The following is a 26738-nucleotide window of genomic DNA, read 5'->3' on the forward strand; positions in this document are numbered from 1 at the left end:
GAGCACTCAGCTGATATTTGCTGACTAAGTCACCATTTGTTAACGCATCTATTGCGACTTCTACGACAAAAACAAAAAAGGCACCTAAGTTAGGTGCCTTTTATCGTTTCTTTATCTAAGCAACGCTATTTAGCTTAGGTTTTAACTCTTTTCGCGTCAAAGTTTCACTAAAGTCATGACTGAAGTGGTCAACTTGAATCGCAGCGTAACGCAGTTTATCGGCAGCCACAATTTGGTCGACTTCATCTTGCGTTAGTACATCAGCAGCAAGTGCTTGAGCAAGTTTGTCTTGCAGTAAGCCTTTACGAGCCACTTTGCCCTCTTTCACTGCTTTAAAGATCTTACGCTCTAATGGCTTGATGCTGTACATCGCATTGAACGCGTTCTCCATTAGACCAACGCTGTCCTCTTCTTCCTTGCCGATGTAGCAAAGGTGAGTCAGACGTTCACGGTGTGCGCCCGGAGTCATCAAGCTTTCTGCTAGTTGTACTGTTAGGTTATCACTTGGTTTTTCGAAGTGGTTACCGACAGGGAAAACTAGACCTTTCAGTACTTTACCAACCATCTTGTTCGGGAAGTTTCTGTACGCTTCTTGTAGCGATTTAGCCGCGTTGTGGAAACAGTGCTGAACCGCGTAGTGTACGTAATCTAGGTCAGCTTGTTGACGACCTTCGTCTTCATACTTCTTAAGCGCTGCAGACGCCATGTAAAGGTAACTTAGGCCATCACCTAAACGTGCTGAGATAAGCTCTTTACGTTTCAGTTCACCACCTAGCGTTAGCATTGCGAAGTCCGCACTTACTGCAAGCGCACGGCTCAAACGAGTTAAGTCTTGGTAGTAAGGCTTAGTTGGACCGCTCATGTCGGCCTTAATGAACTTAGAGCCAGTTAATGCTGCGCCAAACGCGCCGAACGTGTTCTTAGTTGCGTGAGAGATATGCTTGAACAGCAAGCTATCAAAGTCTTTAGCACCTTGCTTCTCATCTGGATTTGCTGCCGCTTCCATTTCGCTTAACACGTATGGGTGACAACGTGTCGCACCTTGACCAAAGATCATCAGGTTACGAGTCAAGATGTTCGCACCTTCTACTGTGATAGCAACTGGAATACCTAGGTAAGGCGCAGCCAAGTAGTTCATTGGACCATCTTGAATTGCACGACCTGAGTGGATATCCATTGAATCATTCAGAATAGTACGCGCCATCTCTGTCATATGATATTTCGCGATAGCCGTGACGATACCCGGCTTCTCTTTCATATCAAGTGAAGTAGTTGTCAGTGTACGAGTCGCTTCTAGTAGATACGTTAAGCCACCAATACGGCCTAAACTCTCTGCAACACCTTCAAACTTACCAATCGACATACCAAACTGCTTACGAACATACGCGTATGCGCCAGTTGTTCTCGCAGTTAGGTGGCCCATTGCTGTACCCAGTGCTGGTAGTGAAATACCACGACCTGCAGACAGACATTCCACCAGCATACGCCAGCCTTTACCTGCGTAATCTGCGCCACCGATTAGCCATTCCATAGGGATAAACACATCGTGACCGCGTGTTGGACCATTCATGAATGCAAGACCAAGTGGGTCATGACGTTCACCAATCACAACACCTTCGTGATCTGCTGGGATAAGCGCACAAGTGATACCGATGTCTTCTTTATCACCCAGTAGCTTTTCTGGATCGTGCAGTTTGAAAGCCAGACCAAGTACCGTCGCTACTGGTGCTAGCGTAATATAGCGTTTGTTCCAGTTAAGCTTGATGCCTAGTGTCTCTTTACCTTCGTGCATGCCCATACAAACTGTACCGACATCAGGGATACCACCCGCATCAGAACCTGCTTCAGGGCCTGTTAGTGCGAAACATGGGATATCTGTACCGTCAGCAAGGCGAGGCAGCCAGTAGTCTTTCTGGTCTTGAGTTCCGTAGTGAGACAACAGCTCACCAGGGCCAAGAGAGTTTGGAACCATTACCGAAACCGCAGTACTGATACTGCGAGTCGCAATCTTAGTTACGATAGTTGAGTTGGCGTGTGCTGAGAATTCACGACCGCCATACTCTTTCGCAATAATGAGCGAAAAGAAACGCTCTTTACGTAAGAAGTTCCAAACCTCTTCAGGAAGGTCTCGATCTTCTTTTACAATTTGGTGGTCATCAAGCATAGCGAGCAAAATTTCAAGCTCATTATCCATGAACGATTGCTCTTCTGCTGTCAGCTGAGGTTTTGGGTATTGGTGCAGCTTAGTGAAATCTGGTTTACCAGAAAACAGCTCTCCGTCCCACCACACGCTACCCGCTTCCATCGCTTCTTTCTCAGTGCTAGATAGTGGTGGTAGTACTTTTTTAAAGAGTTTAAAAGCTGGGTCACTTACCCATTTTTGTCTTAGAGAGCTCATAGTTCAGATCCTTTTGTTCACTATATTGGTTGTGAATGTTTCGCTTTTTATTGTTTTATTCTTCTGCTGACATGCCAGCGGCTAAATATGGAATAAGAATATCGACCACTGCCTTAGCATCTATCTTTCTGTCATAGTCATTCTCTGCAATTTCTACCAGAGCCTGACTTGATGCCATGGTGAATACACAAGTCCCTAGGGTGAAGTGTAATCGCCAAAATAACTGTTCTTGAGTGAGATTCGGATTCGCCTTCATTACTGACGTTGTAAACAAAGAAAGTACTTCGCTATAACGGGTAGTAATGAACCAACGCAAGTGACCTTGCACATCCGTATAGCCTCGACCGATGAGTAACATGAATCGACTCGTACCATTTGGCCTTACATCGTTAAGTGCTCTTAGTGGTTGTCTTAAAGACTCAAACACGTCACTCATAGAATACGTTTCGTTCAAGTTTAAGTTCACTAAAGCGTCTTGCAGTGCTGGCATAAATGCTTCTAAGTATCGATTTAATACGGCACGAACCAGAGTCTTCTTATCGCCAAAGTGGTAGTTCACTGAAGCAAGATTGACATTGGCTTTACCCGTAATAGTGCGTAAAGAGGTGTCATTAAAACCGTGCTCAGCAAATAAGCCTTCAGCCACATCTAAGATTTTGTCTTTGGTTGTACTTCTTGGTGCCATTTCAATCACTCGTATTAAACAACTGTTTGAAATATACGCTTAGTACATTTATTTAACAAGCAAGCAACATCACATTTTCACAAATTGGTCGTACCAGTTAATAAAACTCAGCACTAACCGATTGAATCGCTGTGTGTTTACAAAAAAAGAAAAAAATAATGAATTTTCTTGGAACTGAAATGGAAATGGTGGGTCATAAATTATATAGAAAACAGCGTATTTAGAAGTTTAACAGGCCGTCAAACTTGTTCTTCTCACTGCTTTCTTAATTACTGCATTTTCCTTATTAACTCCTATACTTGTATCCGCCCAAACCACGTTGGTTTGGGCTTTTTTTTGTGTGTTGTTCCGATACCTTTTCTTTAGCGGGTACTCGACACAAAAAAGCCCCCGAAATCGAGGGCTTTTCTTACGTTAAACGTTAGAACCTTTCACATTATCTAATTAAGCAGCATCATTTTTTATCAGCTCTCCCAGCACGGCTAGGTCATTACCTAGGTCAACCGAACCACCCAGTTCAGTCGCAATCCCCTCAACAACGATAGTTTGGACATCATCACCTCCATTGATTGGAATGGACAACGCGATATCTTCTCCGTCGACAGAGACCTCTATCGCATCAAGTAACTCTGCCATTTGAGTCTCATCTTGAGGGTCTTCGACCAAATCATTGAGGTCAATCAGATCCCCAGAACCACCTGTATAAAGCTCGAAATCTTTAATAATATCAGTACCGTTGTCGAGCGCAGAGTCTAGCCAAGTGAAGATGTTGTCTCCGCTATCTCCAATAAGCAGATCGTTGCCTGACTCGGCATACAAAGGTTCATTACTCGCAGCACTAATAACGTTATATTGCTGCGGATCTTCGATATCTATAGTGACCGTCTCTACCGTGCTTTCTGCACCATTAGAATCGACTGCGACATAATCAAACTGCGGATCTTCGGTTACTGCCTCGTTACCTTGGACATAGCGTAACTCCCAACTGCCCCCTGTCGATGACAGCTCCATCCCAACAATCGGATTGTCTGGTGAAGAATAACTAAAATCATACAGAATTTGGCTATTCCCTGTATCTCCTGGATCTTTTTGATATTGCTCCGTCTGAGTAGTGCCATCAGCAAAGGTATAGAGCACTTCAACATAAACATTACTATCAGTGTTAAATGAACCACCCAACCCATCTAAACCAAAATCAACAACCTCTAATGGATTATTAGTAAAGTCGAGGACCAAGGTCTCCTGTTTGTTCATACCTCTACCATCAGTATCACCAATACCAAAGCCAACATGAGGTTGTTCACCTTGATACTGTTTCAACGGTTTATTATTGTTATCTTCGATCGTTAGTGTAATCGTATTACCGTTATCTAGCGTAATAAGTCTCTCTGTTGGTGAAACTTCCACACCCCAATTATAGAAACCATCAACAAGCTCTGGCATATCCTCAGGATCACCACTGAAGCCCATTTCAAACATCTCTCCAGGTCCAGCAACAAAACTGATATTGTTCGGAACAAACAACACACCGTTATCAACATCAGACTGAACGATTTCTCTCGTGACGCCATTTTCATCGGTATACAAAAGGCTGCCGTTGGTTGGCAAGCTTTCTATCCTAATATTAAGTGGAATGTCATCATGGTCATCTTCTATATCTGAGATGTAATCAGGCATACCACCATCTTCAGAATCGAAAAGGATTGGTATGACCGCGTCCTCATCATTGACGACCGTAAAGCTCGTCGCTTCAGGCGCATCGTTGACACCATTGATTGTTATCTCGATAACATGCTCAACACCATCGATAGCGGTTACGACATATCGCTCAATAACCACGTCATCATCATTCAAGTATTGAACCGCATCGTTATCAACGACATAACTCCACGCCCCCTCCGGAGTAATCGTTAACATACCCAGAGCAAGAGCATAAGTAGACCCAATCGGGGTAAACACACCATTAGGTTTAAAGGCGGGCATGTCACTCGTGTCGACATCAGTAATCGTTAAAGTACCTGACGCTGAAAGCTCGTTGGTATCAGGATCAACATCGACATCTTCCGTCACCTCACCCATGTCAGAATCACCTTCACCAACGGTTATCTCAGATGGATCATCGGCACCGTTGATGGTGATGGTCACTTCACTTGTGGTTCCGTCTATCGCAGTAACCGTGTAAACCTCGGTAACGAACTCATCGTCATCAAGATATTGCACATCATCGTTGTCTACGACATACGTCCATGCTCCATCATCGGTTATGGTCAACATACCCAATGCGGTCTCATTGGTTGAGCCTTCTGGATTAAACGTACCATTGGGTTGAAAAGCAGCGACATCGTTAGCATCTACATCGGTTATTGTCAGTGTTCCCGTCGCCATCAAGTCATTACTCTCAGGATCAACATCGACATCTTCCGTCACCTCACCCATGTCAGAATCACCTTCACCAACGGTTATCTCAGACGGATCATCGGCACCGTTGATGGTGATGGTCACTTCACTTGTGGTTCCGTCTATCGCAGTAACCGTGTAAACCTCGGTAACGAACTCATCGTCATCAAGATATTGCACATCATCGTTGTCTACGACATACGTCCATGCTCCATCATCGGTTATGGTCAACATACCCAATGCGGTCTCATTGGTCGAACCTTCCGGATTAAACATTCCGTTGGGTTCAAAAGCCGCAACATCATTGGCATCAACATCAGTGATCGTCAATGTTCCCGTCGCCATCAAGTCGTTACTCTCAGGATCAACGTCGACATCTTCCGTCACCTCACCCATATCAGAGTCACCTTCTCCTACGGTAATCTCGGACGGATCATCGGCACCGTTAATAGTAATGGTCACTTCGCTCGTGGTTCCGTCTATTGCAGTAACCGTGTAAACCTCGGTAACGAACTCATCGTCGTCAAGGTATTGCACATCATCGTTATCTACGACGTACGTCCATTCGCCATCATCGGTTATGGTCAACATACCTAACGCGGTATCATTGGTTGAGCCTTCAGGATTAAACACACCGTTTGGTTGAAAAGCAGCGACATCGTTATCGTCGACATCGGTGATGGTTAGTGTCCCAGAAGTTATTAAGTTGTTGCTCTCTAGGTCAACATCCACATCCTCAGTCACTTCACCTGTGTCTGAATCACCTTCGCCAACGGTTATATCAGATGGATCATCTGCACCGTTAATAGTAATGGTCACTTCGCTCGTGGTACCGTCACTTGCTGTCACGGTATAAACCTCGGTTACGAACTCATCGTCATCCAAGTACTGAACATCATCGTTGTTAACTACGTAAGTCCACGCACCGTCGGGGTCGATGCTCAATATGCCTAGCTGTGAGTCGTTTGTTGAACCTACGAGGTTAAACTCACCATCAGCTGAAAAGGTGGGAGTGTCGCTGTCTACATCTGTAATCACGATCTGACCAGACGTCACCAATTGATTGGTGATGTCATCTACATCGATGTCCTCGGTCACGCTGCCTGAGTCATCAGTGGCTACAGCCGCATCATCAGTACCGATTATCGTTACAGTGATGACTTGTTCGCTTCCATCGGAGGTTTGTACTGTCGTCGTGTCTTGAATTTGCTCGCCATCGGCAAGCTCATCATAAGGACTGTTGGCCACGAAAGTCCAAGTACCATCTTCGTTTACAACAAAGGTACCGAGATCATTATCTCCAGCGACCTCTTTGCCAATAAAGGTAACGTCCGGATCATCGCTGATTAAGGCGCCGCCTGTCTCAATTGGTTCATCCTGCTCAAACTCAATAACGTTAGTGTCACCTGAAATAAGCGCAAAAGCGATGATATCAAAAAGAGCAATACTTTGAGTTTCTGACAATCCTTGAGACTCAAACCCTTCAGTTTCAAAATTCGTGGCGGCTTGAGTTTCAGCTCCAGTACGTTCAATCCTACCGCTGTTGGTCAAACTCGAGCCTTCTTCACCAGCAGCAGTATCAAACTCATCTCCTAGTTCTGTTGGATCAAATCCTTCTTCAATAGCACGCTGAACTTGAGCGATCGCATCATCAGTGTCTAGCACATTTTGTTGGCCCTGGTTATCTACAAAACGTGCAGAAACACTTGGTACACTCTCTTCACTAGTATCAAAACTGATAATTACGTCGCTAGCGGCTGGTTGTTCGCCCGGAGACAAACGTCTAACTTGACCTTGAGCGTCGAGCACTACGCTCCCGCTAACAAGGCCTAGTATATTTAGGTTGATGTTTCCCATATCCATATTCCCACTTCTGCCCAGAACACGCCAAACGCGGAACCAATCCCACCCTGCGCTGTGGCTATTTCCTACAATAAATCTAGTAGTGGCACTATTGATAATCAACTCACTAAAAGTTGGTAAATCTGGTACTTTTTAAATTAGTCAATAGCAATAGCGACTTACATTCAAAAAAAAACCTACAAACTTCGCATTTTTTTGCAAATGTCCTAAGCTTCGTTTAATACCCTTCTCTCAATTCAGCGATAAACGTAGGTTGGGAAACGGATGAGACATTGAAAGTAGAAGGAGAGCTACTTTGAAATTGTTTAAATTATCCATCTTATGCTGCTTAGTTGCTGCAACACCACTCGCCGCTCAGACTCTGGAACAGTCTGTTGCTATTACCTTGGCAACGAATCCAGAGATAAAAAGCATCTTCAACGAATATGTGAGCGTGCGAAAACGTAACGATGCCTCAGGAGGAGCATACAAGCCAAGTATCGACCTTGACGCCGGTATTGGTTATGAAGGTATAAACCCTGCACCAAACAACGGTCCCGATACGGATCTAACACGAAAGGAAGCTACGATCTCCCTCACTCAATTGCTGTGGGATGGTTCCGCGACTCTGTACGACATTGATCGTACCGCCGCAGAAGCTGAGTCGGTTCGCTTGCAATTGATCGCAGACGCCGAAGACAAAGCCTTGGAGGTGACCCAAATATATCTAGATGCAGTGAAGGCCACTGAAGTGCTGGCACTGTCTGAAAGTAACCTTTCAATACACAAAAAAATCTATAAAGACATTAAGAAACGGGCTAACTCCGGAATAGGTTCAACTGCGGATGTGTCGCAAGTTGAAGCTAGGATAGCAAAAGCTCACGGTAACTTATTGGCCGCACAGAATAATTTGATCGATACACACACCCAATTTAGACGAGTGGTTGGTCAAGAACCTTTAGGCTTGATTTACCCAAGAGCCGATATTTCTCAAATTCCTTTGTCGTTAACGGACGCCATTGTTGATGCATTAGACCAACACCCAGTGATCAAAGTTGCAAACGCAGATGTCGATTCAGCCCACTTCCAATACAAACAGTCAAAGGGCGTGAACTACCCTACCTTCTCTATTGAAGCATCTCAGTCATGGCGTGATGATGCAGGTGGCGATGAAGGCTCTAGTCAAGAGACCCTCGCGATGCTTCGCATGAGATATAACTTGTACAACGGCGGAACAGACAGTGCTAATTCAGAAGCTGCGGCATACCAACTGAACAAAGCAAAAGATCTGAGAGATCGAGCTTATCGTCAGGTGGAAGAAGGTCTTCGCCTCTCGTGGAGTGCATTGGATCTAACGTTACAACAAAAGAACTTTCTATCCGACCATGTTGACTCAGCTTCGGAAACTGTTATCGCATATGAAAAACAATACCGAATAGGCAAACGTACTTTGCTTGACTTACTCAACACTGAGAACGAACTATTTGAAGCCCGTAAAGATTACCTAGATGCCCACTATTCAGAGCAGTACGCTAAGTACCGTGTGATGAACGCTACAGGTTCTTTATTGAACGCTCTACTGGTCGACATTCCAGAAGAGTGGACTACGCCCGTGGAGTATTAATGATGAAAATACCTTACTTATTACTTCCCGTGTTAACGATGACTTTATTTGCCTGTTCAAACCAGCAGGAAGAGGCTTATATCGAGACACCTGAAGCAGAACAGATTGCAGACCTGCAAGACGATGATAGAGATGGTGTGGTGAACGCTCGTGATATATGTCCAGGTACGCCTGAGACATCACAAGTCGACAATGATGGTTGTGGAGAAACGATTCGTGCGGAAGAAGTCAGACAGCTAAAAATACTCTTTGCTCATGACTCATTTGAAGTGAACCCGATCTTCTCAGACCAGATCAGCACCATGGCAGAGTTTCTTGAAACCTACAAAAGTGCCTCGATTGAAATACAAGGCTATGCGAGTAAAGTGGGTTCTAACGAGTACAACTTAGACCTATCAAAGAGACGAGCAAACAATGTTCAAGACGAGTTACTGTCGAATGGTATCGAACCAGAGCGAGTGCGAATTGTCGGCTATGGTGAAGAGCGCCTAGAAAGCGATGGCGACGACCCTACTTCACACGCATTGAACCGTAAGGTAACAGCGACTGTGGTAGGGTTAAGTGAACAAATCGTCGAGGAGTGGACCATATTTACCACGCTTGAAAAATAGCGTGACATTGTCACTGTGGATTTCGATGATGTAAATATAGCTATGATATAGAGCAAGAGCGAGTGTTCGAACAACAGCAGCTTAGTTATAAGATCAATAAAGCCGTGATAGGGTTGCACATCACGGCTTTTTTGTTCTTTATCGTCACATGAGTCGAGAGAGACTCTGTGACTCTTCTTGCTGCTCAGAAGTTGACTTGTTACTCAGTGAGTAGGCTCCCTATTAAGCGAGCCTACTACCGATTATAGTTTTACTTCTTGATGCTTAGTTTTCGGTAGAGAAATACTTAGCAGGAAGTAACCTAAGATAGCTGCCGTCGTTGAGCCCATCAGGATACCTAATCGAGCAAGCGTATCAAAATCTGCGTTCGTTGGACCAAATGCCAGTGACGAGATAAAGATAGACATCGTAAAGCCAATACCACACAACACAGATACCGCGAAGATGTTCATGAAGTTCACACCTTCAGGAAGCTTAGCTACGCCGGTTTTCACAGCACCCCAGCTGAATAGGAAGATACCCAGTGGCTTACCAACCAATAGACCCATAGCAATACCAAGCGGTAGCATGCCTGTAAGGTTTGAAATTGAGATGCCTTCTAGTGAGATACCTGCGTTTGCAAATGCGAAAATTGGCAAGATTGCAAAAGCGACGTATGGATGCAGAGCATGCTCTAAGTGTTTCAGCGGAGAACGCTCCCCTTTATTACCTTTCAGTGGAATAGCAAAACCGATTACTACACCTGCTAATGTTGCGTGAACACCAGACTTCAATACTGCGAACCACAGAATTGCACCAACAATGAGATAAACGCTCAGCTTAGTCACATGCTTGTTGTTTAGCATGAACAACACACCAGTCGCGATGAAGCCAACTGTAAGTGCAAGCGTTGATAGGTCGCCTGAGTAGAACAGTGCAATGATAACAACAACACCTAGGTCATCGATAATTGCCAGTGCTAGCAGGAATACCTTCAAGCTTACCGGTACACGGTTACCAAGAAGAGCCATGATACCCAATGCGAATGCGATATCAGTCGCTGCTGGGATAGCCCAACCTTGAAGCGCTTCAGGGTTACTTGAGTTAAATAGCACGTAAATAAGTGCAGGAGCAAGCATACCACCCACAGCTGCGATAGCTGGGAAGATTGCTGTCTCTTTAGACTTTAATGCGCCTTCTAAAAGTTCGCGCTTAACTTCTAAGCCGATTAGAAGGAAGAAGACAGCCATTAAGCCATCGTTAATCCAGTGAGACACAGACATACCAAGAACGTAACTATGAAGTACACCTTGGTACATTTCGTTCAGTGGTGAGTTTGCTACAAACATTGCGATCGCCGCAGCGATGACTAGTATGATGCCGCCAGCAGATTCCATTTTAAAGAAGTCACGGATGACGTCGGTCATGATTTCGCCCTTATATTTATTATTTAAATAAACGAATAACAAAGAATAACCACGAGTTTATATCCAAGTTTAATTGATAGATAATCACTTCTTCGGATGTTTAACTTCGGTTTTTCCTACAAATACTAAACAATACGTCGTATATTCCATAATGTTGTTATGCACCATAAATTAAGTATAGATGAGATCATCGAACCTGTATGCACAATTCATTGGGGTGGCTAAAAGTCACAGGCATAAAAAAAGGCTATCAAATGATAGCCTTAGGTGTTTTTTAGTAGCCAGTTAACTGCATAAAGCCTGTCGCTTCATGACTCCCGCTCGCCTTAATCGGCCCTTCCCAATATGGTATGACAAAAGGAAGCCACATATCCCTGCGTATAATACGCGTTGTGAGGTTGATATCATGCTTAGGGACGTTAATGATCCACTGCAAAGGCATCCGTCTTCCATTCATCAACGTTGTATTTTGCAACGGTTGAATGGAAATGTCGGATTCCGTTAACTGGTAAACTTTGCCTGAGCGCGTTGCCAAGGTACCGAATACGTAAGGCAGCTGTTGGTTATGACGGTAACGGTTAATGCTCAACGCTGTGCCGTCATCGAGGTTAAACACAAACCAATCCCAACCTTGTTGACCCACTCCAAGTAAGCCACTGCCCCACTCTTTATGTACCCACGCTGTTCCTTCTACTTCCTTGGTAACGCCGTCTAGGTTCAACACACCACTCAACGATAAAAACGGAGCGCTGAAGTTATAAGACGCGACAGGCAATAAGTCGTGCTTTTTCTGATAACCGTTATCGCCGTTGAGCACATAGGGCCCTTTTGCAATGGTGTCTAGCTCAAGTCCAAACGTATCAGTTTGCACTTGAAGGCGCCCTGGGAATGGGGTGTTGCCGAGTGCACGCCAGTTCCAGTTATCAATCCAAAGCCTGAATGGACGATTAGTCATTCCCGCTTGGCCAATGCCGCCACGAGCCATGCGCTGTTCTTTCCATACTTTGGATTTAGAAGAGACCACTACATTTGAGATATAGACTTGAGGGCTTTGCCACCCCGGAGTTTCACGTTCGTCCGTTGCGATACGGAAAAAGCTCCACTGGACCGAATAGTCTTTACCATCATCACCTTTCAAAGACGCGAAGTAATGCCACCACTCGTGCTGAAACTCTGGGTGGAACTTAAAATCTTGTGGTAGAGAAACATTACGGTCTGGCAAAACAGGCTCGAACACATTGAAGTGTTCATTAACCAATATTGAGTTAACTTCATTCATGCCCTTTTCACCAGGATCGATGAAATAGGAGTAATAACCCCAAACACTTAAAAAGATGCCGAAGAAACTGATTAATAGCAGAGAAGACAAGATTCGTTGTCTTAACTTAGTTGAGGTATTCCGTAAAAACATACTAAAGCGCATCCCTCAGTGACTTCATCGGAGTGTTCCGAATCATTCTCATCACTGGTAAAGCACCAGCTAGCATCAATGCTGCCATGGCCCATGCAAATGTCTGCAGATAGTCCCAAGGAATCACTTGTAATTCGAGTGACCACCCAAAAGACTGCTTGATCACGATATCAACGATTAAACTCGCTAGCGCTAATCCAAGCGGAATCGCAATTAAGGAGGAAATAAGCCCAAACACAAACAGCTGCAAACTACCTGTCAGGATCAGCTCTTTCGCCGAGACACCCAAACAGCGCTGCAAGGAAATATGCCTTTGGCGAGATACTTCACCCGCAACCGTCGCGAAGAAGATACCGAAGACGGCGATAACCAAGGTGATGTTACCTAGTGTATCTGCAATCGCGAACGTCCTATCGAACACCCGCATAGCTTGACTGTGAATATTGTTGTTATCGAACACACGCTCAGAGCCAAGCCTGAATACACTTTCTAATCGGCCGCGAAGCCCTAGTGAATTCACATCGTCTTTGAGTATTACCCCAAGGCCGACATTACCCCGCCCTGCAAACCCATACAGCCAGTTTCGATGCGACATCATGACTTGATGGTAAGGGTTGCCATAATCATAATAAACACCGACAACCTGCCAACCAGAACCGAGACTGTCATAGAGGTCGATGTAGTCGCCAGGACGAATCCCCAGCTTGAGAGACATCGATTCACTGATCAACACACCTTTAGAGTGATGTAAGTGATACCAGTAATTAGGAATACCTAATTTGATCGTCAGCGCTTCTAGCTCGCCTTCAGAAGGACCTGTACTGACCACCTGAATGCTACCAACTGGAGACGCAACATCTTTCTCCCAACGCCACCAAACCGAATCCACTTCAGGTTGATCGGATAACCAATTACTCATACGAGCAGCGGCATTGTTGGTTGGGTAGATATAAAGATCGGCTGCCAAGCGCTGCGTTAGCCATTTATCGGTGGTATCTCTAAAGCTACCAACCATGGTTTCTACACCAATATTGGCTGTTAAGGCCAACATAAAGGCCATCGTCGCCACGCCACGGTAGCTCATACTGGAAGCTGCATCAGCAAAGAACCAGCGAGCACGAACCCAGCGCAACGAATAAGAGAGGCTATTAAATAACTTCCACATCAAAAACGGGGTAAATAGCGCCACACTGATCAGCATTAGCGCAATAATCGCAAAACCCGTTTCTTGAGTCTGAGGGGCTTGATACACGGCGACAGCGGCAACTAAGAAGCCACAGCCAATCAAGGCTTGCCAAGTAAACTCAGTACCCGCAAAGCGCATCAAAGATAAGCGAGAGGTCAAACGAATCGGTTGCGATCTAAGCAAGCGCACCAATGGCCAAGCACACGCTAAGAACGCACCAAGTAATGCCATCAATAAGCTGTAGCCGCTCCATCGCCAATTCCAGTCGATCGTTAAGCCAACGTTGGCGTCGTATAAGTCGCCTAAGCTTGAAGATACCGCTGGTAATAATTGGTTGGCTAACATGACCCCAAATACATTACCGCAGATCCAGCTCAGTACGACCAATATCAGCAATTCTAAGCACAGCGCTTTAGCCAATTGCCAGCCCGATACACCTGTTTGTCTTAAGATTCCGACTAACGGTTGGCGCTGAATAAACGACAACGACATCGCCTGATAGAAAATGAATAAGCCGACCACAAACGACAGCATACCCATCGCTTTTAGATTTAAATGGAACGCACTGGTTAGCGACTCAAGTTCTGCCTTAGAGCTACGAGAGATCGTCAAACCATTGGGTAACATGTTTTTAAGACGTTCAAACTTCTCGGTGGGCATGTCTGAACAAGCAATCACTGAAAGCCCCGCACTGCGTTTAAGCATTCGGAGCAAGGAGATATCCGCAATCAACCTTGTACCATTAATCATATTATTTTGATCAACAACCACAGGACCAAGTTCAGAACCATCCATCAAAGGGATGTAATCACCGTTGTGCCATTCCATGTGTTCAGCAAGATCATCACTGACAAGGATTGGATATGGTGGCTTCATGAGGTTCAAAGCGGTGAGATCTTTTAACGCAATACCAGGTTGTAGCTGAAGCATAGAGACAGGGTCTATGCCGACAACCATGAAGTTTGCGCCATTTTCATCAGTGATACGATGGTGATCAAGAGGAGAACACTGTTGAAAGCCTTCACGGCGAAGCTGGATATAAAAGCCTTGCGGGATTTTATTGGCGTTGTGTTTTGGTCGAATACGGTAAGGAAGAGGATTCGAAAAGAGTTTTTCACCATGCGCATAGCTTTGCTTGGCGTGTTGGTTGATAGCAGTAACACCAACCAAAAGTGATACGCCGAGGGTTAAACCAAGCCATACCAAAATAATCTGCAGTGGGTAACGTCGATAGTGACCGAGTAGTGCCTTAACTACGGGCCATAACATGCAGTTGCCCTCCTTGTAGACGGATCCTACCATCCATGTGCAGAGCTACTTTTTCACTGTGTGTTACCAACAGCAACGTACATTCTAATTGACGAGCCAAAGAGGTCAGCAAACGCATTACCGCTTCTGCATTACGCTCATCTAAACTACCGGTCGGCTCATCGGCCAGTAATATTTTTGGTTCCATATACAGCGCACGCGCAATGGCCGCACGTTGTTGTTGGCCACCAGACGCTTCTTCAGGGTAACGGCCAAGTAAAGGCATAAGATCTAAAGCAGAGAGAATCTGTCTCCAGAGGCCTTTGTCTTCAGGTAAGCCTTTTAACTGGCGGCAAAAACGGATGTTATCGGCAATGTTTAACGTTGGCAGTAAGTTGAATTGCTGAAAAATATGGCCAATGTTGTTTCTGCGATAAGCGGTGCGGTCACGCTCGGTTGAGTCGTGCATATTGAAGTGAGGGAAAGTAATTTCACCTGAATCAACTAGGTCTAAACCCGCGATAAGATTCAGTAACGTACTTTTACCTGAACCGCTTTCTCCCATTAATGCCAGCTGGTCACCTTGGTTTAATGTTAATTCAGCACCTTGCAAAACAGGGTGAAACTCCCCCCCATCGACATAGCCTTTACATAGGTCTGACAGCTTTAACATTAAACAGCTCGCATTAGTTAGAATTTGGAAGGAGAATCTACACTAATTCCCTGTTAGGAGGAAGTATTTTGAAAGATAGATCACACGCCAACGATAAAGTGATGCGATTGGTGCGCCCTACTTCAACTTCCTATCAAGTTTTTAATCCATTTTCTTGTTTTCATGCGATATAGCGACCCGCCCCACTTGAGGACTTCTTCCGTTAGAAAAAGCAGATATACCCATTCCGGTGGAAACTTTAAATAAATAGCCGCAATGGCTGCCAATGGGATACCGATCACCCACTGAGCAATCAAATCTTGATAGAGGCAAAACTTCACATCACCACCCGCTCTCAACACCCCAACGATCACAGTCAATGGCACCGAGCGAATGACAATACCCACACTGAGGATCAGAATGAATTTCTCTGAGAGGGCTCTGGTTTCTTCCGTCAATGCGCTGAAGGCATTAAGTATTGGCGTTTGAACGAAGTAGAGAAAAACGGCTACAACGATACTGGTTAAGAAACACAGAATTGTTAAGCCAAGTGCTTGATAGTAAACCGCTTCATTATTTTTCGCGCCAAGCTGGTTACCCACTAGAACCGCTGCCGCATTCGATAGACCAATCAATAAACTCAATGAGATAGACTCAACCGGCGTCATTACTGACAGCGCAGCCAGACCTTGAACGCCCGATTGTCCCATGATCGCGTGGTAAGCAAACAACCCCCCCGCCCATGCTAAGAAGTTAAACGTGGTCGGCAGAGACAGCTTCAAGAAGCGAATCACCTTATCGATCGAAGCTGCCGCTTTAATATCGCAGAACTTAAAAGCTAACAAATGCTTAGAGAAATAGAGATAACCAAACAAAGTCGCGACTTCAATCGCGCCACTCAGTACCGTCGCAATCGCCGCACCTTTGATTCCAAGCGCAGGAAAGCCTAAGTTACCGAAGATCAGTACCCAGTTTAAGAACACATTAGACAGGATGCCGATACCGCTGAAGAAGGTGCTTAGCCCGGGTTTGTGCATCGCTCTCAAACCTACAGCCATACTGCTGACACACGATACCGCTAGCATGCTAAATGAGGTAATTACGATGTATTCAACGCCTAAGTTAATGACCTCTTGAGAGTCAGTCGTCACGCCCATGATTTGTGCAGGAAATGAAACGAAAAACGCAATGGTCAGTAATGCAAACAGTGTCGAAACCAGCCACGTCAACGCAGTACTTTCTCTCACACCTTGTCTGTTACCCGCGCCCCAATATTGAGCAGTAAGAAGAGCGCCGCCTGTAGTGACACCCACCAGCATAATGGTCGTCACGAACATCGCTCGGCTCGCCACACCCACAGCTGCAATGTCTGCTTCGCCAAGTTGGCCCAACATCAACACATCCACCAAGCCTCGGCTTGAAAACATAATGCTCTGCAAGGTGATAGGCAGTGCAATCGCAATAAGCCTGCGAACAAAATCACCTCGTGTGTGATGAATAATTGAAGAGAGCAACATAGAGAGACCTAAACGGAACGTATTGATGGATAAAGATAAATATCGCGCTATTATATCAATGTTCGGTTTTTAACCACAGATATAAATGGAGTAACAATGAAGAAAGTACTGGTTTTAGGCGCTTCTGGATATGTTGGTTCGCAACTCCTCCCTCTCCTGCTTGAGCAAGGCTATCAAGTCACGGCAGCAGCAAGGCATATCGACTATTTAAAGGCACGGACCGAGCCTCACGAAAACTTATCGCTTGAGTATCTTGATCTGGCCGATCAAGCCGCGACACAAGCATTAGTTCCCGACTTTGATCTTATCTTCTTTCTCGTCCATGGCATGGCAGAAGGTCACGACTTTATCGATTATGAGCTGAACTTAGCCCGTAACTTTGTTTCTGCTCTTGGCCCAAAGAATCAACACGTCATCTACCTGAGCTCTTTACAGCCTCAGACTGGCGATTCAGAACACCTTCAAGCGAGAAAGAAAACCGGCGAACTGCTTCGTAAAGGGCCAGTTCCAGTTACCGAGCTTCAAGCAGGCGTCATCATAGGCCCCGGCTCAGCGGCATTCGAGATCATGCGAGATTTCGTGTACAACTTGCCTATCATGATTGCGCCAAAGTGGGTCGACTCTAAAGCAAACCCTATCGCATTGCAGAACCTGAACCACTATCTGCTGAAGCTAGCACAAGACACGCCTATAGAAAGCCAAATCTTCGAAGTTGGTGGGCCGGATATCGTCTCTTACCGAAACCAGTTTGCTCATATTGCCAAAACTGCCGATCGTCCACTCAGGCTGTGGGCGACATCGCTACTGACACCAAAGATTGCTTCATATTGGTTAGGTGTGGTGACTTCTGTGCCGTCCAACATAGGCAGAGCGCTGCTTGCAGGCTTAAAGCACGACTTCATCGCCAATTCGACCACCATCAGAGAAAAGTACCCTCAGAAGCTTATCTCGTTCGAGAGCATGGTTGAACAAGCCATTCACGCTGAAGGAAACTTTGTCAAAAGCAATGTGTGGGGCTTTGATAAAACCGCATTCAAACGCTGGCAAGCGGGATACGGTTATTACCCGAAGAAAACAGGTGCAAGTATCACTTCAAGTGCGTCATTAGAATCGCTCTGGCACGTGGCTCAACAGATAGGCAGCCCGAAACAAGGTTACTTCTTCGCTAACGCTTTATGGCGCACACGCGAATGGTTGGATGTCCTTTTCGGTGGCGGCGTACCTGTTCGTCAAATGCCAGAAGGACCCAATCTAAAAGTCGGTGACAAGATCGACTCTTGGAAGGTTATTCGTTGTGAAGAAAACCAGTTTTTATCTCTACTATTTGGAATGAAAGGGCCCGGTTTAGGGCGACTTGAAATTACCGTCTCTGACCACGGTGATTCTCGCGAGCTAAACATCTCGGCTTGGTGGCATCCAAAGGGCTTTCTAGGATTACTGTATTGGTTCGCAATGATGCCAGCTCACCTATTTATTTTTAAAGGCATGGTGAAGGCGATAGAGAAGCAAGCTAAAGAGCAAGATTAGAAGCTGATACGGAATTCGAGTAACGAGATGCGAAAAGATTAAAAGCAGATGCAGGATTCGAGTGTCGAGATGCGAACAGATGAAAACGGATACGAGATTCGGGTAACGGGATGCGAAAAGACTTAACAGCAAATTAGCGACACGCGCTATGAGAGGCAAAAAAAGAGCGGATAATTCCGCTCTTCGTATCTTTCATCTCGTATGCCGAATCCGCTACTAGCCAATAACGCTAATTGGGATCTCAGCCAATTGGTTGCCTTGGTTAGCAGGGTAAACGATGTATTCACCGTGATACTTCACTGCAGACTTATAGTCCGTTACTTTGTGAAGCATGAAACCCGCTTCCATCGCCGCTTGGATGAACTCAGCGTGGTTGCCACGAACAAACCAGTTCATCGGCTTAACCATCAACTCACCGTCGAAAGAGTCATCGCACTGTTTGCCACATAAAGCAAAAGAGTGCTCGCCATCGGTAAAGAATTGAATCTTGCCGCCAGTCGTTAGCTCGTCTTCACTCGATACGCTCCAACCCATCTCGTACATTTTGTCCATAAATGCTTCAACATCACTGTCTTTTAGCGCTTTAGGCTCTTCGCCTTCAGGGAAAAAACGTCCGTAAAACGCAGAAATGCGTTTAAAGGTAAAAGTTAAATCAGAGTTGTTGCCTTTTGAGCGACCCTGTTTCTGCCAGCGAACTAAGTCAGGCACAATCACGCGATCATAAGCTTGAGATTTAATCGCTTTTGTTACCCAACGAACAAGATAAAGGTTGTTCGCGATAGGCGCGTCGATCGCTTTGCCAGACTTATGCAGAGCATATAGCTCGCCCAGCGCATCGTTCACTAACTTCTGAATTTCAATATAGTATTTTGACATTATGCCTTCTTTCCTAATGTCCAATATAGTAATGCTGACAGTATTGCACATGCTGCCATCATCATAGCCATTGGCCCTGCAGTGTCACTTGGTAGCATGGCAACAATTGCCCCCACCACAGAACCAGTACCAAATCTTAATGTGCCTGCAAGCGAAGAAGCTGTGCCGGCCATATTCGGGTATCCGCTTAAAAGTAGTGCCATTGAGTTACTACCAATGGTAGACAGTGTGCCGATAAACAGCATCACGAATGGCACAATACCCCACAAACCAATATCTAACATCCATCCGACTAACAGACCTAAGCCCGCAAACAGTTGAATGGTTAAACCGACTCTGAGCATAGCGTGAGAGCCCACTTTCTTAACGATTCGACCGTTGATGCTCGTCATCAAGATCATAGCAACAATATTCAAGCCAAACAGATAGCCAAACAGATCAGGGCGAACGCCATAGATATCGATGTAAACGAATGAACCTGCCGTTAAGAACGCAAACATCCCTGAAAAAGAGAATGCACCAGAGAAAATCAGGCCCATCGCCGTTGGGTTCTTACACAGTCGAGCGTAATTACGAATCGTTGTTTTAAAGCGCAATGGTTGTCGGTTTTCTGCAGGAAGCGTTTCTGGGATCTTCATCGATACCGCTAGAATCACGATCACCGCAAAGATAGCCAGTACCCAGAAAATTGAACGCCAGCCAAACCACAACGCTAAGTAACCGCCAATCATCGGAGCAACCAATGGCGCAACTGTCATCACCAAAGTAACGAAAGACATGGTTCTTGCGAAATCTTCACGATCGAACATGTCTCTTACCACCGCTTGGATGATAACGGCCGCCGCAGCACCAGCAAAACCTTGAGCGGTACGGATGTAAGTCAGCGCTTCAATACCGTGTGTTGTCGCACTCACCATAGAAGCGATAGCAAACAAGAACACACCAATAAGCAATACAGGCTTGCGACCATAGCTATCCGCCAACGGGCCATGCAGCAACTGCCCCAACGCGAAACCTGCGGTATAAGCTGTTAGCGTGATTTGTACCTCACCCGCCGTCACACCAAGATCTTTAGCAATGGTCGGCATCGCCGGCAGATACATATCAATGGCTAGCGGAGTAAGTGCACCAATCGCACCAAGAATCAAAAACAGCATTAAGCCTAATTGAGGGGTTTCTGGTTGGGAGCTTGGGCTCTGTGAGGTCGATGTTTGCATGGTTCTCCGAATGTTCAACTGATAGAGCTAGGGACTAGCGTGAGTACGCGAGTCAAAGATTGGCTGAGACTTTCCTAGTACCAGTCAACATCATCAGCCGACGCTATCCATGGTCGGCTTTACAACGAAAGGGTTATTTCCAGCAAAAGTTGTTTCTTGCTAAGAACAATTTCTTGTTAAGAGCAACTTCTAGCTAAGGACTACTTCCAGATTGAATCGACTTCTTCTTGCGTTAGGTAACGGTATTCACCTAACTCTAAAGATTCGTCCATCTCAATTTCGCCAATACGTTCACGGTGTAGTGCTTCTACCTTGTTACCAAGTGCCGCAAACATACGTTTAACTTGGTGGTATTTGCCTTCGTGAATCGTTAGCAGCACTTCACGCTCTGCACGAACTTCTAGGTGTGCAGGAAGTGTTAGGCCATCTTCGCTCTTAAGCTGGATGCCCTCTTTGAATTTTTCAACGTAATCGTCTTCAACAGGTTCAACCAACCACACACGGTACGTCTTCTCGCACTTATGCTTTGGCGAAGTGATACGGTGAGACCACTTACCATCGTCGGTAATCAACACAAGACCTGTTGTATCAATATCTAGACGGCCAGCAAAGTGCAGCTTGTCCATTTTGATTTCATCAAGTAATTCAAACGCGATACGATTTGCGCCATCTTCATGCGAACAAACAAAGCCTTCTGGCTTATAAAGCATGATGTAACGTGGGCCGTGAACATTCAGTTCATTGCCTTGCCATTCCACAACGCACTCTTCAGTTACCTTGAGTGAACCGCTTTTTTGAATGACATCATTTACTGTCACTGCCTTGGATTTTAATAAGTGTGTTGCTTCTCTTCGAGTGACGCCTAATGCATCGCACAGAAATTTATCTAAACGCATGAATACCTCAACTAATCTAAGTCGGGTATTATAGTCACCTTTGCTCAATTAGTTGAGCTATTTCACACTATTTGTTTTCTACCCTACAAGACGCGATATGTATACACTCCGCCCGTACCAAGCTGATTCTGTAAAATCAGTGATTCATTACTTCAGAAAACACCAAACTCCGGCTGTTCTCGTGCTTCCGACAGGTGCAGGAAAAAGCCTTGTGATTGCAGAATTAGCAAGGCTTGCGAAAGGTCGAGTGTTGGTACTTGCTCACGTAAAAGAGTTGGTTGAACAGAACCATGAAAAGTATGAAGGTTACGGGCTGAAAGGCTCGATTTTCTCTGCGGGTTTAGGACGCAAAGAGACCGACCAACAAGTCGTGTTTGCTTCGGTGCAATCTGTGGTTCGAAATCTCGATTCGTTTTCTAACCAATTTTCACTGTTGGTTATCGACGAATGCCACCGTGTTCCCGATGAAAAGACCAGTAGTTATCAGAAAGTCATCACTCACTTACGCGAGAATAATTCTGGCATCAAAGTGCTTGGATTAACGGCTACCCCGTATCGTCTTGGGATGGGTTGGATTTATCAATACCACACTCGCGGTCAAGTACGTTCAGATGAGCCACGCTTCTTCCGCGACTGTATTTTTGAGCTGCCGATTCGTTACCTGCTCGACGAAGGTTTCTTAACTCCTGCTCGCATGATCGATGCGCCTGTACTGAGCTATGACTTCTCCCAATTAAAGCCCGCGAGCACTGGTCGCTACAAAGAAGCTGAACTCGACATGGTTATCGAGCAATCGAAACGCGCGACTCCGCAGATTGTCGAACAGATTATTCATCTAGCCCAAGACAAGCTAGGCATCATGGTATTCGCTGCGACCGTTCGACACGCGCAAGAGATCCTCGGCTTATTGCCAGCAGGTGAAGCTTCAATTGTGATTGGTGACACACCGACGTTCGAGCGTGACCAAATAATCAGCGACTTCAAAGAACGTAAAATCAAGTTCTTGGTTAACGTGTCGGTATTAACCACAGGCTTTGATGCGCCACACGTCGATTTAATCGCGATTTTACGGCCGACAGAATCCATCAGTTTGTATCAACAAATCGTTGGCCGTGGCTTACGCCTATCTCCAGGTAAGAAAGAATGTTTGGTGCTCGACTATGCGGGCAACAGTTACGACCTTTACCAACCTGAAGTGGGCGACCCTAAACCCGATTCAGACAGTGAAATCATCACCATCCCTTGCCCGGCGTGCGGCTTCAATAATAACTTTTGGGGCAAGCTAGACAGCAATGGCTTCTTACTCGAGCACTTTGGTCGTAAATGCCAAGGCTACTTTACCGATGAAGACACTGGCGAACGCGAACACTGCAACTATCGTTTCCGAGCAAAATATTGCGGTGAATGTGGTGCGGACAACGACATTGCCGCGCGCATTTGCCATGAATGCGATGCAACCTTAGTCGACCCAGACAAAAAGCTGAAAGAAGCGCTGAATCTAAAAGATGCCTTGGTATTTGAATGTTTAGAAATGGACCTAAACGTGCTCAAAGACGAGAAGGGGAAATCGCAGCTTAAAGTCACTTACCGTGGTGAAAACCAAGCGCAAGTGCATGAGTTTTGGTCATTAACCACCAAAAAGCAGAAGCAGAACTTCAAAGACCAATTTGTTCGCCCTCACCTTGCAGACAGACATCGCCCTTTTGAAGAAGCCTCACCAACGAAAGTGGTTGCTCACCAACATAGATTCCGCCCACCTCAATTCGTGATTGCACGTAAGGTCGGACGCTTTTGGAAAATGAGAGACAAGATATTCGAAGACGAACTACAGCAGCGTTAAGGTTAAGAATAAAAGTAAGTCTTACGTTCTTAACACTCGGCAATTAATCTTATGTATTAAAGCCTGCACCATTTAAGCGTTAAGTTTTTCGGTATCAAATTCTCATTATTAATCAGGTTCACTTTCTGTTCAGAATTACTTTTTTATACTGAACGCTATCAACCTTCTCTAGGATTCGCTATGTTTAGTAAAGCTATGATTTCTTTGTTTTCTATAAGCTTAGGCTTATTTGTTTCTGCTGGTGCATGGGCTGACTCACATCATAATGGTCATGAATTAGTGCAGGACGTTCACAAAGCAGGAACCAGCATCGAATTTGAAGAAGATCAAGACGAAGTCTATGAAGCCGTACGAGAAGGCTACATTCGCCCTTTCTCAGAAATGTATGCGGCGGTTGAAAACGATCTTCATGGCAGAATCATTAAAGTAGAACTAGAAGAAGATGACGACATTTGGGTGTATGAACTAAAAATCAATTACCAAAACAACATCATCAAAGTCGAATACAACGCTGAGACGTTAGAAATGCTTATGATCAAAGGCCGTAACTTTAAAGACGCAATTAAACACGGCGACTAGTTACGTACTACGAAGAGCTAAGCACGACGAACAGTCATTACAAGAATTAAGAAGAACAATTATGAAAATTTTAGTCGTTGAAGACGAGCCTCGTTTGGGCCAACAAATTATTGAAACACTTGAGGGAGCCGACTGGGTTCCAGAGCTTTCTCAAGATGGTATCGACGCACTCTACCGTGCAACGTCAGAAGAATGGGACGCGATTGTCCTCGATTTAGGTTTACCTAAGCTTGACGGCCTAACGGTATTAAAAGGCATTCGAGACGAAAACATCAACACGCCAGTGATTATCTTAAGTGCTCGTGACACGCTAACTCAACGTGTTGAGGGCTTGAACGCCGGTGCTGATGACTACCTAACTAAGCCATTTGAGATGGTCGAGCTGATTGCCCGTATCCGAGCTCAACTGCGCCGAGCATCAGGCAGTGCTGCTCCGATACTTCAAATCGGTGATCTAAGCCTAGACACACGCAGTTCTAAAGTGTTGTGGCAAGGCCAAGCGGTTAGTCTAACCGCTCTAGAATATAAAGTTGTCGCGTACTTCATGCATAACCAAAACAAGGTTATCTCGCGTACAGAGCTGGTTGAACACATCTATAAACAAGACTTCGACCGTGATTCAAACACGGTTGAGGTGTTCATTGGTCGTATTCGCAAAAAAATCGCACCAAAGATCATCAAAACAGTTCGTGGCCTTGGCTACCAACTGAATGCTGAATAGCTCAGTCGTCAATAACGGCAGAGCAACCATCAATTAAGTGGACAGCCTGTTCTGATCATCTCAATACCATAAGTTACGATGAGCAAAGGCAGGCTGGAAATACATGAATCTAAAGAAACGAACACTTAAAAACATCAGTCTAAAAAGCCGCTTGCTCCTTGCTGCGGCTTTTTGGCTAGGTGCGATGATATTAGCGGCAGGTGTCGGGATTCCGAAGTTGGTTAACGACTACCTCGTCGATGACATGAAGCAGCAGCTTGGCTTAACTATGGATGAGTTAACCGCCAATATCGAAACCAATGACAGTGGCAACCTGATCATGGCAGAGCGTCTGTCTGATCCTAGGTTCAACCAACCCTACAGTGGTATTTATTGGCGCGCCGCTACCCAAGAGCAAATCATTCGATCTCGCTCGCTATGGGATAAAGACCTCACCATCAAGCGTTCGCCAATTCACACATCAGTCAAAGGGCCTGAGAAAGAAAAGCTGATTTACATCGCGCAAGATATCTACCTGCCTGAATTGAGCGACCCTGTCACGATCACCATTGGTATCGATGAAGATCCGCTAGAATCGACACTGACCGAACTGACTGGTCAAGTCTGGTTGATCTTAATGCTGCTTTTTGTTGGCGTGCTGATGTTGATCGGTATTCAAGTCAGTTGGTCGCTATTACCACTCAGCAAGATGCAACGCGAACTGGTGATGTTAAGAAACGGTGAGCAACAAGGCTTAAGCGATAACTACCCGAAAGAGGTTTCTCCATTAGTCTCGGATCTCAATGCCCTGCTCTTCCACTATCAAGAACTATTAGAGCGAGCTCGTAACCACGCGGGTAACTTATCTCATGCGTTGAAAACACCGCTTTCAGTTCTAAAAAATGAGATAGAGCGACTTCCAGAGGATGACAAAGCACAGCTGCAACAGCCCATTCATCAGATTCAAAGCCAAATCGATTATCACCTTGGCCGCGCTCGTATGGCGGGTGCAATGAACATTCTTTCGGTGAAGTCTTCACCTTGTGAGCGTGTCGAAGCTATCTCAATGGCGTTTGATAAAGTTTATGCCGCCAATGAAGTCACCATGATTAACGAGCTAGACTCTGAGATTGAAGTAGCGGTAGAAAAAACCGATCTTGATGAAATGGTCGGTAATCTACTCGAGAACAGTTACAAGTGGGCGGGCAGCATTATTCGTGTCCATGCAAACGAACTCGACGATGGCAACATAGAGTTGGTGATCGAAGATGATGGTCAAGGCATTCCTGAAGAGAAGCTTGAGCAAGTGACCAAACGTGGCGTTCGACTTGATGAAACCACACCAGGAACAGGCTTAGGGCTTAACATCGTGAATGAAATGGCACACAGTTACCGAGGCAGCCTAACGCTCAGTAAGAGCTCAATGGGCGGCTTAAAAGCTTCTCTGGTGCTTAAAATAAGTAAAGGCTGAACAAGCTAAGTAAAAGTGAAACCAATAAGCCCTAGCGTAATGCCAGGGCTTAGTTTTATCTCGGTTCAACGGAAAACTGCTCACTTCAACATAATTAGCCCATCGAATGTAGCCCAATCATATTGCCTTCTGTATCGCTAACTACACTAATAAAACCATGCTCACCAATGTCCATTTTTGGCACTTGTAACGTGCCGCCATTGGCCGCAGCCAAACTTGCTTCTATCGCACAGTCTTCACAAGAGAAATAAACCATGGTGCTGTTGCCTCCCGCTTTTACATCGGACATCTTACATAAAGCACCGGTGGCACCGTAACTCTCCATTTCGCAAGGGAATACCCACATCTCAACATCGATTCCCGTTTCATTGTTCAACTTTTCCAGCGTCACTTTAAATACTGACTCATAGAAAGCTTTTGCTCTCGACATATCATCAACATAAATTTCAAACCAACCAATCGGATTCATTTGCATATTGTTGTCCTTAGCTTTCGCCGCTTACTCGCCCTTAATGAGCATAGTCAAAGTAGAACAAGTTATAGCCGAGACATTGCGTAAGAGAAGGTGATGTTTGGATAAACATGGCAAGCAGATAATTCAAAGCCTTGTTTGATTGAGGGTTCAAACAAGGCTTGAGTTTGTTGATATCTAAGA

General features: G+C 45.3%; 19 protein-coding genes. 7 read left to right on the forward strand and 12 right to left on the reverse strand.

Annotation, left to right across the window (positions count from 1 at the left end; all coding sequences use genetic code 11):
• Window positions 1-115: 115 nt before the first annotated feature.
• From MSG35_RS08585 to MSG35_RS08595, 3 genes are all read right to left on the reverse strand, one after another.
• On the reverse strand, window positions 116-2398 hold the full coding sequence (locus MSG35_RS08585) for an acyl-CoA dehydrogenase (protein WP_248383682.1): 2283 nt from the start codon (window positions 2396-2398) through the stop codon (window positions 116-118).
• A 55-nt stretch (window positions 2399-2453) separates the two neighbouring features.
• Window positions 2454-3083, reverse strand: a complete 630-nt coding sequence (locus tag MSG35_RS08590; RefSeq protein ID WP_248383683.1) for a TetR/AcrR family transcriptional regulator — start codon at window positions 3081-3083, stop codon at window positions 2454-2456.
• Window positions 3084-3527: 444 nt separating this feature from the next.
• Window positions 3528-7337: a VCBS domain-containing protein gene (locus MSG35_RS08595; protein WP_248383684.1), complete on the reverse strand. Its 3810-nt coding sequence runs from the start codon at window positions 7335-7337 to the stop codon at window positions 3528-3530.
• 301 nt (window positions 7338-7638) lie between these two features.
• On the opposite strand from MSG35_RS08595, the gene MSG35_RS08600 reads away from it, so the two are divergent.
• Complete coding sequence (locus tag MSG35_RS08600) at window positions 7639-8946, forward strand: TolC family outer membrane protein (protein WP_048609222.1); 1308 nt, start codon at window positions 7639-7641, stop codon at window positions 8944-8946.
• Window positions 8946-9557, forward strand: a complete 612-nt coding sequence (locus tag MSG35_RS08605; RefSeq protein ID WP_248368215.1) for an OmpA family protein — start codon at window positions 8946-8948, stop codon at window positions 9555-9557. The genes MSG35_RS08600 and MSG35_RS08605 overlap by 1 nt, the downstream gene beginning before the upstream one ends.
• A gap of 242 nt (window positions 9558-9799) precedes the next feature.
• Here MSG35_RS08605 and nhaA read toward each other — a convergent pair whose 3' ends face one another.
• The 5 genes from nhaA to MSG35_RS08630 all read right to left on the reverse strand — a co-directional run bounded on the left by nhaA (window position 9800) and on the right by MSG35_RS08630 (window position 16977).
• Window positions 9800-10963, reverse strand: coding sequence for a Na+/H+ antiporter NhaA (gene nhaA, locus MSG35_RS08610; RefSeq protein WP_048609224.1), 1164 nt, complete (start codon window positions 10961-10963; stop codon window positions 9800-9802).
• Window positions 10964-11237: 274 nt separating this feature from the next.
• Entirely contained in the window at window positions 11238-12386 is a 1149-nt protein-coding gene (locus tag MSG35_RS08615) for a lipocalin-like domain-containing protein (protein ID WP_050648771.1), read from the reverse strand.
• Window positions 12376-14829, reverse strand: coding sequence for an ABC transporter permease (locus tag MSG35_RS08620; protein WP_048609226.1), 2454 nt, complete (start codon window positions 14827-14829; stop codon window positions 12376-12378). The genes MSG35_RS08615 and MSG35_RS08620 overlap by 11 nt, the downstream gene beginning before the upstream one ends.
• Complete coding sequence (locus MSG35_RS08625) at window positions 14810-15481, reverse strand: ABC transporter ATP-binding protein (RefSeq protein ID WP_052878163.1); 672 nt, start codon at window positions 15479-15481, stop codon at window positions 14810-14812. The genes MSG35_RS08620 and MSG35_RS08625 overlap by 20 nt, the downstream gene beginning before the upstream one ends.
• A gap of 122 nt (window positions 15482-15603) precedes the next feature.
• On the reverse strand, window positions 15604-16977 hold the full coding sequence (locus tag MSG35_RS08630; RefSeq protein WP_059019298.1) for an MATE family efflux transporter: 1374 nt from the start codon (window positions 16975-16977) through the stop codon (window positions 15604-15606).
• A 96-nt stretch (window positions 16978-17073) separates the two neighbouring features.
• On the opposite strand from MSG35_RS08630, the gene MSG35_RS08635 reads away from it, so the two are divergent.
• A complete protein-coding gene (locus MSG35_RS08635) occupies window positions 17074-18504 on the forward strand; it encodes a DUF2867 domain-containing protein (RefSeq protein ID WP_248383685.1) in 1431 nt (476 codons plus the stop codon).
• A 216-nt stretch (window positions 18505-18720) separates the two neighbouring features.
• On the opposite strand, the gene MSG35_RS08640 is transcribed toward MSG35_RS08635, so the two are convergent.
• From MSG35_RS08640 to rsuA, 3 genes are all read right to left on the reverse strand, one after another.
• Window positions 18721-19380: a DUF2913 family protein gene (locus MSG35_RS08640; RefSeq protein WP_010441495.1), complete on the reverse strand. Its 660-nt coding sequence runs from the start codon at window positions 19378-19380 to the stop codon at window positions 18721-18723.
• A complete protein-coding gene (locus tag MSG35_RS08645; protein ID WP_048617529.1) occupies window positions 19380-20597 on the reverse strand; it encodes a Bcr/CflA family multidrug efflux MFS transporter in 1218 nt (405 codons plus the stop codon). Before MSG35_RS08645 ends, MSG35_RS08640 begins: the two co-directional genes overlap by 1 nt.
• Before the next feature lie 200 nt (window positions 20598-20797).
• Window positions 20798-21493 (reverse strand): 16S rRNA pseudouridine(516) synthase RsuA, encoded by a 696-nt coding sequence (gene rsuA / locus MSG35_RS08650; RefSeq protein ID WP_017060380.1) that lies wholly within the window; start codon window positions 21491-21493, stop codon window positions 20798-20800.
• A 97-nt stretch (window positions 21494-21590) separates the two neighbouring features.
• On the opposite strand from rsuA, the gene MSG35_RS08655 reads away from it, so the two are divergent.
• The 4 genes from MSG35_RS08655 (at window position 21591) to MSG35_RS08670 (ending at window position 26083) form a co-directional block, all read left to right on the forward strand.
• On the forward strand, window positions 21591-23333 hold the full coding sequence (locus tag MSG35_RS08655; protein WP_248383686.1) for a DEAD/DEAH box helicase: 1743 nt from the start codon (window positions 21591-21593) through the stop codon (window positions 23331-23333).
• 180 nt (window positions 23334-23513) lie between these two features.
• On the forward strand, window positions 23514-23912 hold the full coding sequence (locus MSG35_RS08660; protein WP_017066076.1) for a membrane protein: 399 nt from the start codon (window positions 23514-23516) through the stop codon (window positions 23910-23912).
• A 61-nt stretch (window positions 23913-23973) separates the two neighbouring features.
• Complete coding sequence (locus MSG35_RS08665) at window positions 23974-24633, forward strand: response regulator transcription factor (protein WP_017060377.1); 660 nt, start codon at window positions 23974-23976, stop codon at window positions 24631-24633.
• Window positions 24634-24736: 103 nt separating this feature from the next.
• The gene (locus tag MSG35_RS08670) at window positions 24737-26083 is read left to right on the forward strand and encodes an ATP-binding protein (RefSeq protein ID WP_248383687.1); all 1347 of its coding nucleotides are present in this window, start codon (window positions 24737-24739) and stop codon (window positions 26081-26083) included.
• A gap of 94 nt (window positions 26084-26177) precedes the next feature.
• Here the strand turns inward: MSG35_RS08670 and MSG35_RS08675 are convergent, their stop codons facing one another.
• Window positions 26178-26558 carry a VOC family protein gene (locus tag MSG35_RS08675; protein WP_050652234.1) on the reverse strand — a complete coding sequence of 127 codons (381 nt, stop codon included), beginning with the start codon at window positions 26556-26558 and terminating at the stop codon, window positions 26178-26180.
• Window positions 26559-26738 lie beyond the last annotated feature (180 nt).

Source organism: Vibrio sp. 1CM23M (genome assembly GCF_023161755.1).
Lineage (GTDB): Bacteria > Pseudomonadota > Gammaproteobacteria > Enterobacterales > Vibrionaceae > Vibrio > Vibrio coralliirubri.

Excerpts from the sequence above, each read along its gene's own strand:
- MSG35_RS08585 (WP_248383682.1), bottom strand. The coding sequence starts at position 2,398 with ATGAGCTCTCTAAGACAAAAATGGGTAAGTGACCCAGCTTTTAAACTC.
- MSG35_RS08590 (WP_248383683.1), bottom strand. The coding sequence starts at position 3,083 with ATGGCACCAAGAAGTACAACCAAAGACAAAATCTTAGATGTGGCTGAA.
- MSG35_RS08595 (WP_248383684.1), bottom strand. The coding sequence starts at position 7,337 with ATGGGAAACATCAACCTAAATATACTAGGCCTTGTTAGCGGGAGCGTA.
- MSG35_RS08605 (WP_248368215.1), top strand. The coding sequence starts at position 8,946 with ATGATGAAAATACCTTACTTATTACTTCCCGTGTTAACGATGACTTTA.
- nhaA (WP_048609224.1), bottom strand. The coding sequence starts at position 10,963 with ATGACCGACGTCATCCGTGACTTCTTTAAAATGGAATCTGCTGGCGGC.
- MSG35_RS08615 (WP_050648771.1), bottom strand. The coding sequence starts at position 12,386 with ATGCGCTTTAGTATGTTTTTACGGAATACCTCAACTAAGTTAAGACAA.
- MSG35_RS08620 (WP_048609226.1), bottom strand. The coding sequence starts at position 14,829 with ATGTTATGGCCCGTAGTTAAGGCACTACTCGGTCACTATCGACGTTAC.
- MSG35_RS08625 (WP_052878163.1), bottom strand. The coding sequence starts at position 15,481 with ATGTTAAAGCTGTCAGACCTATGTAAAGGCTATGTCGATGGGGGGGAG.
- MSG35_RS08630 (WP_059019298.1), bottom strand. The coding sequence starts at position 16,977 with ATGTTGCTCTCTTCAATTATTCATCACACACGAGGTGATTTTGTTCGC.
- MSG35_RS08635 (WP_248383685.1), top strand. The coding sequence starts at position 17,074 with ATGAAGAAAGTACTGGTTTTAGGCGCTTCTGGATATGTTGGTTCGCAA.
- MSG35_RS08640 (WP_010441495.1), bottom strand. The coding sequence starts at position 19,380 with ATGTCAAAATACTATATTGAAATTCAGAAGTTAGTGAACGATGCGCTG.
- MSG35_RS08645 (WP_048617529.1), bottom strand. The coding sequence starts at position 20,597 with ATGCAAACATCGACCTCACAGAGCCCAAGCTCCCAACCAGAAACCCCT.
- rsuA (WP_017060380.1), bottom strand. The coding sequence starts at position 21,493 with ATGCGTTTAGATAAATTTCTGTGCGATGCATTAGGCGTCACTCGAAGA.
- MSG35_RS08655 (WP_248383686.1), top strand. The coding sequence starts at position 21,591 with ATGTATACACTCCGCCCGTACCAAGCTGATTCTGTAAAATCAGTGATT.
- MSG35_RS08660 (WP_017066076.1), top strand. The coding sequence starts at position 23,514 with ATGTTTAGTAAAGCTATGATTTCTTTGTTTTCTATAAGCTTAGGCTTA.
- MSG35_RS08665 (WP_017060377.1), top strand. The coding sequence starts at position 23,974 with ATGAAAATTTTAGTCGTTGAAGACGAGCCTCGTTTGGGCCAACAAATT.
- MSG35_RS08670 (WP_248383687.1), top strand. The coding sequence starts at position 24,737 with ATGAATCTAAAGAAACGAACACTTAAAAACATCAGTCTAAAAAGCCGC.
- MSG35_RS08675 (WP_050652234.1), bottom strand. The coding sequence starts at position 26,558 with ATGCAAATGAATCCGATTGGTTGGTTTGAAATTTATGTTGATGATATG.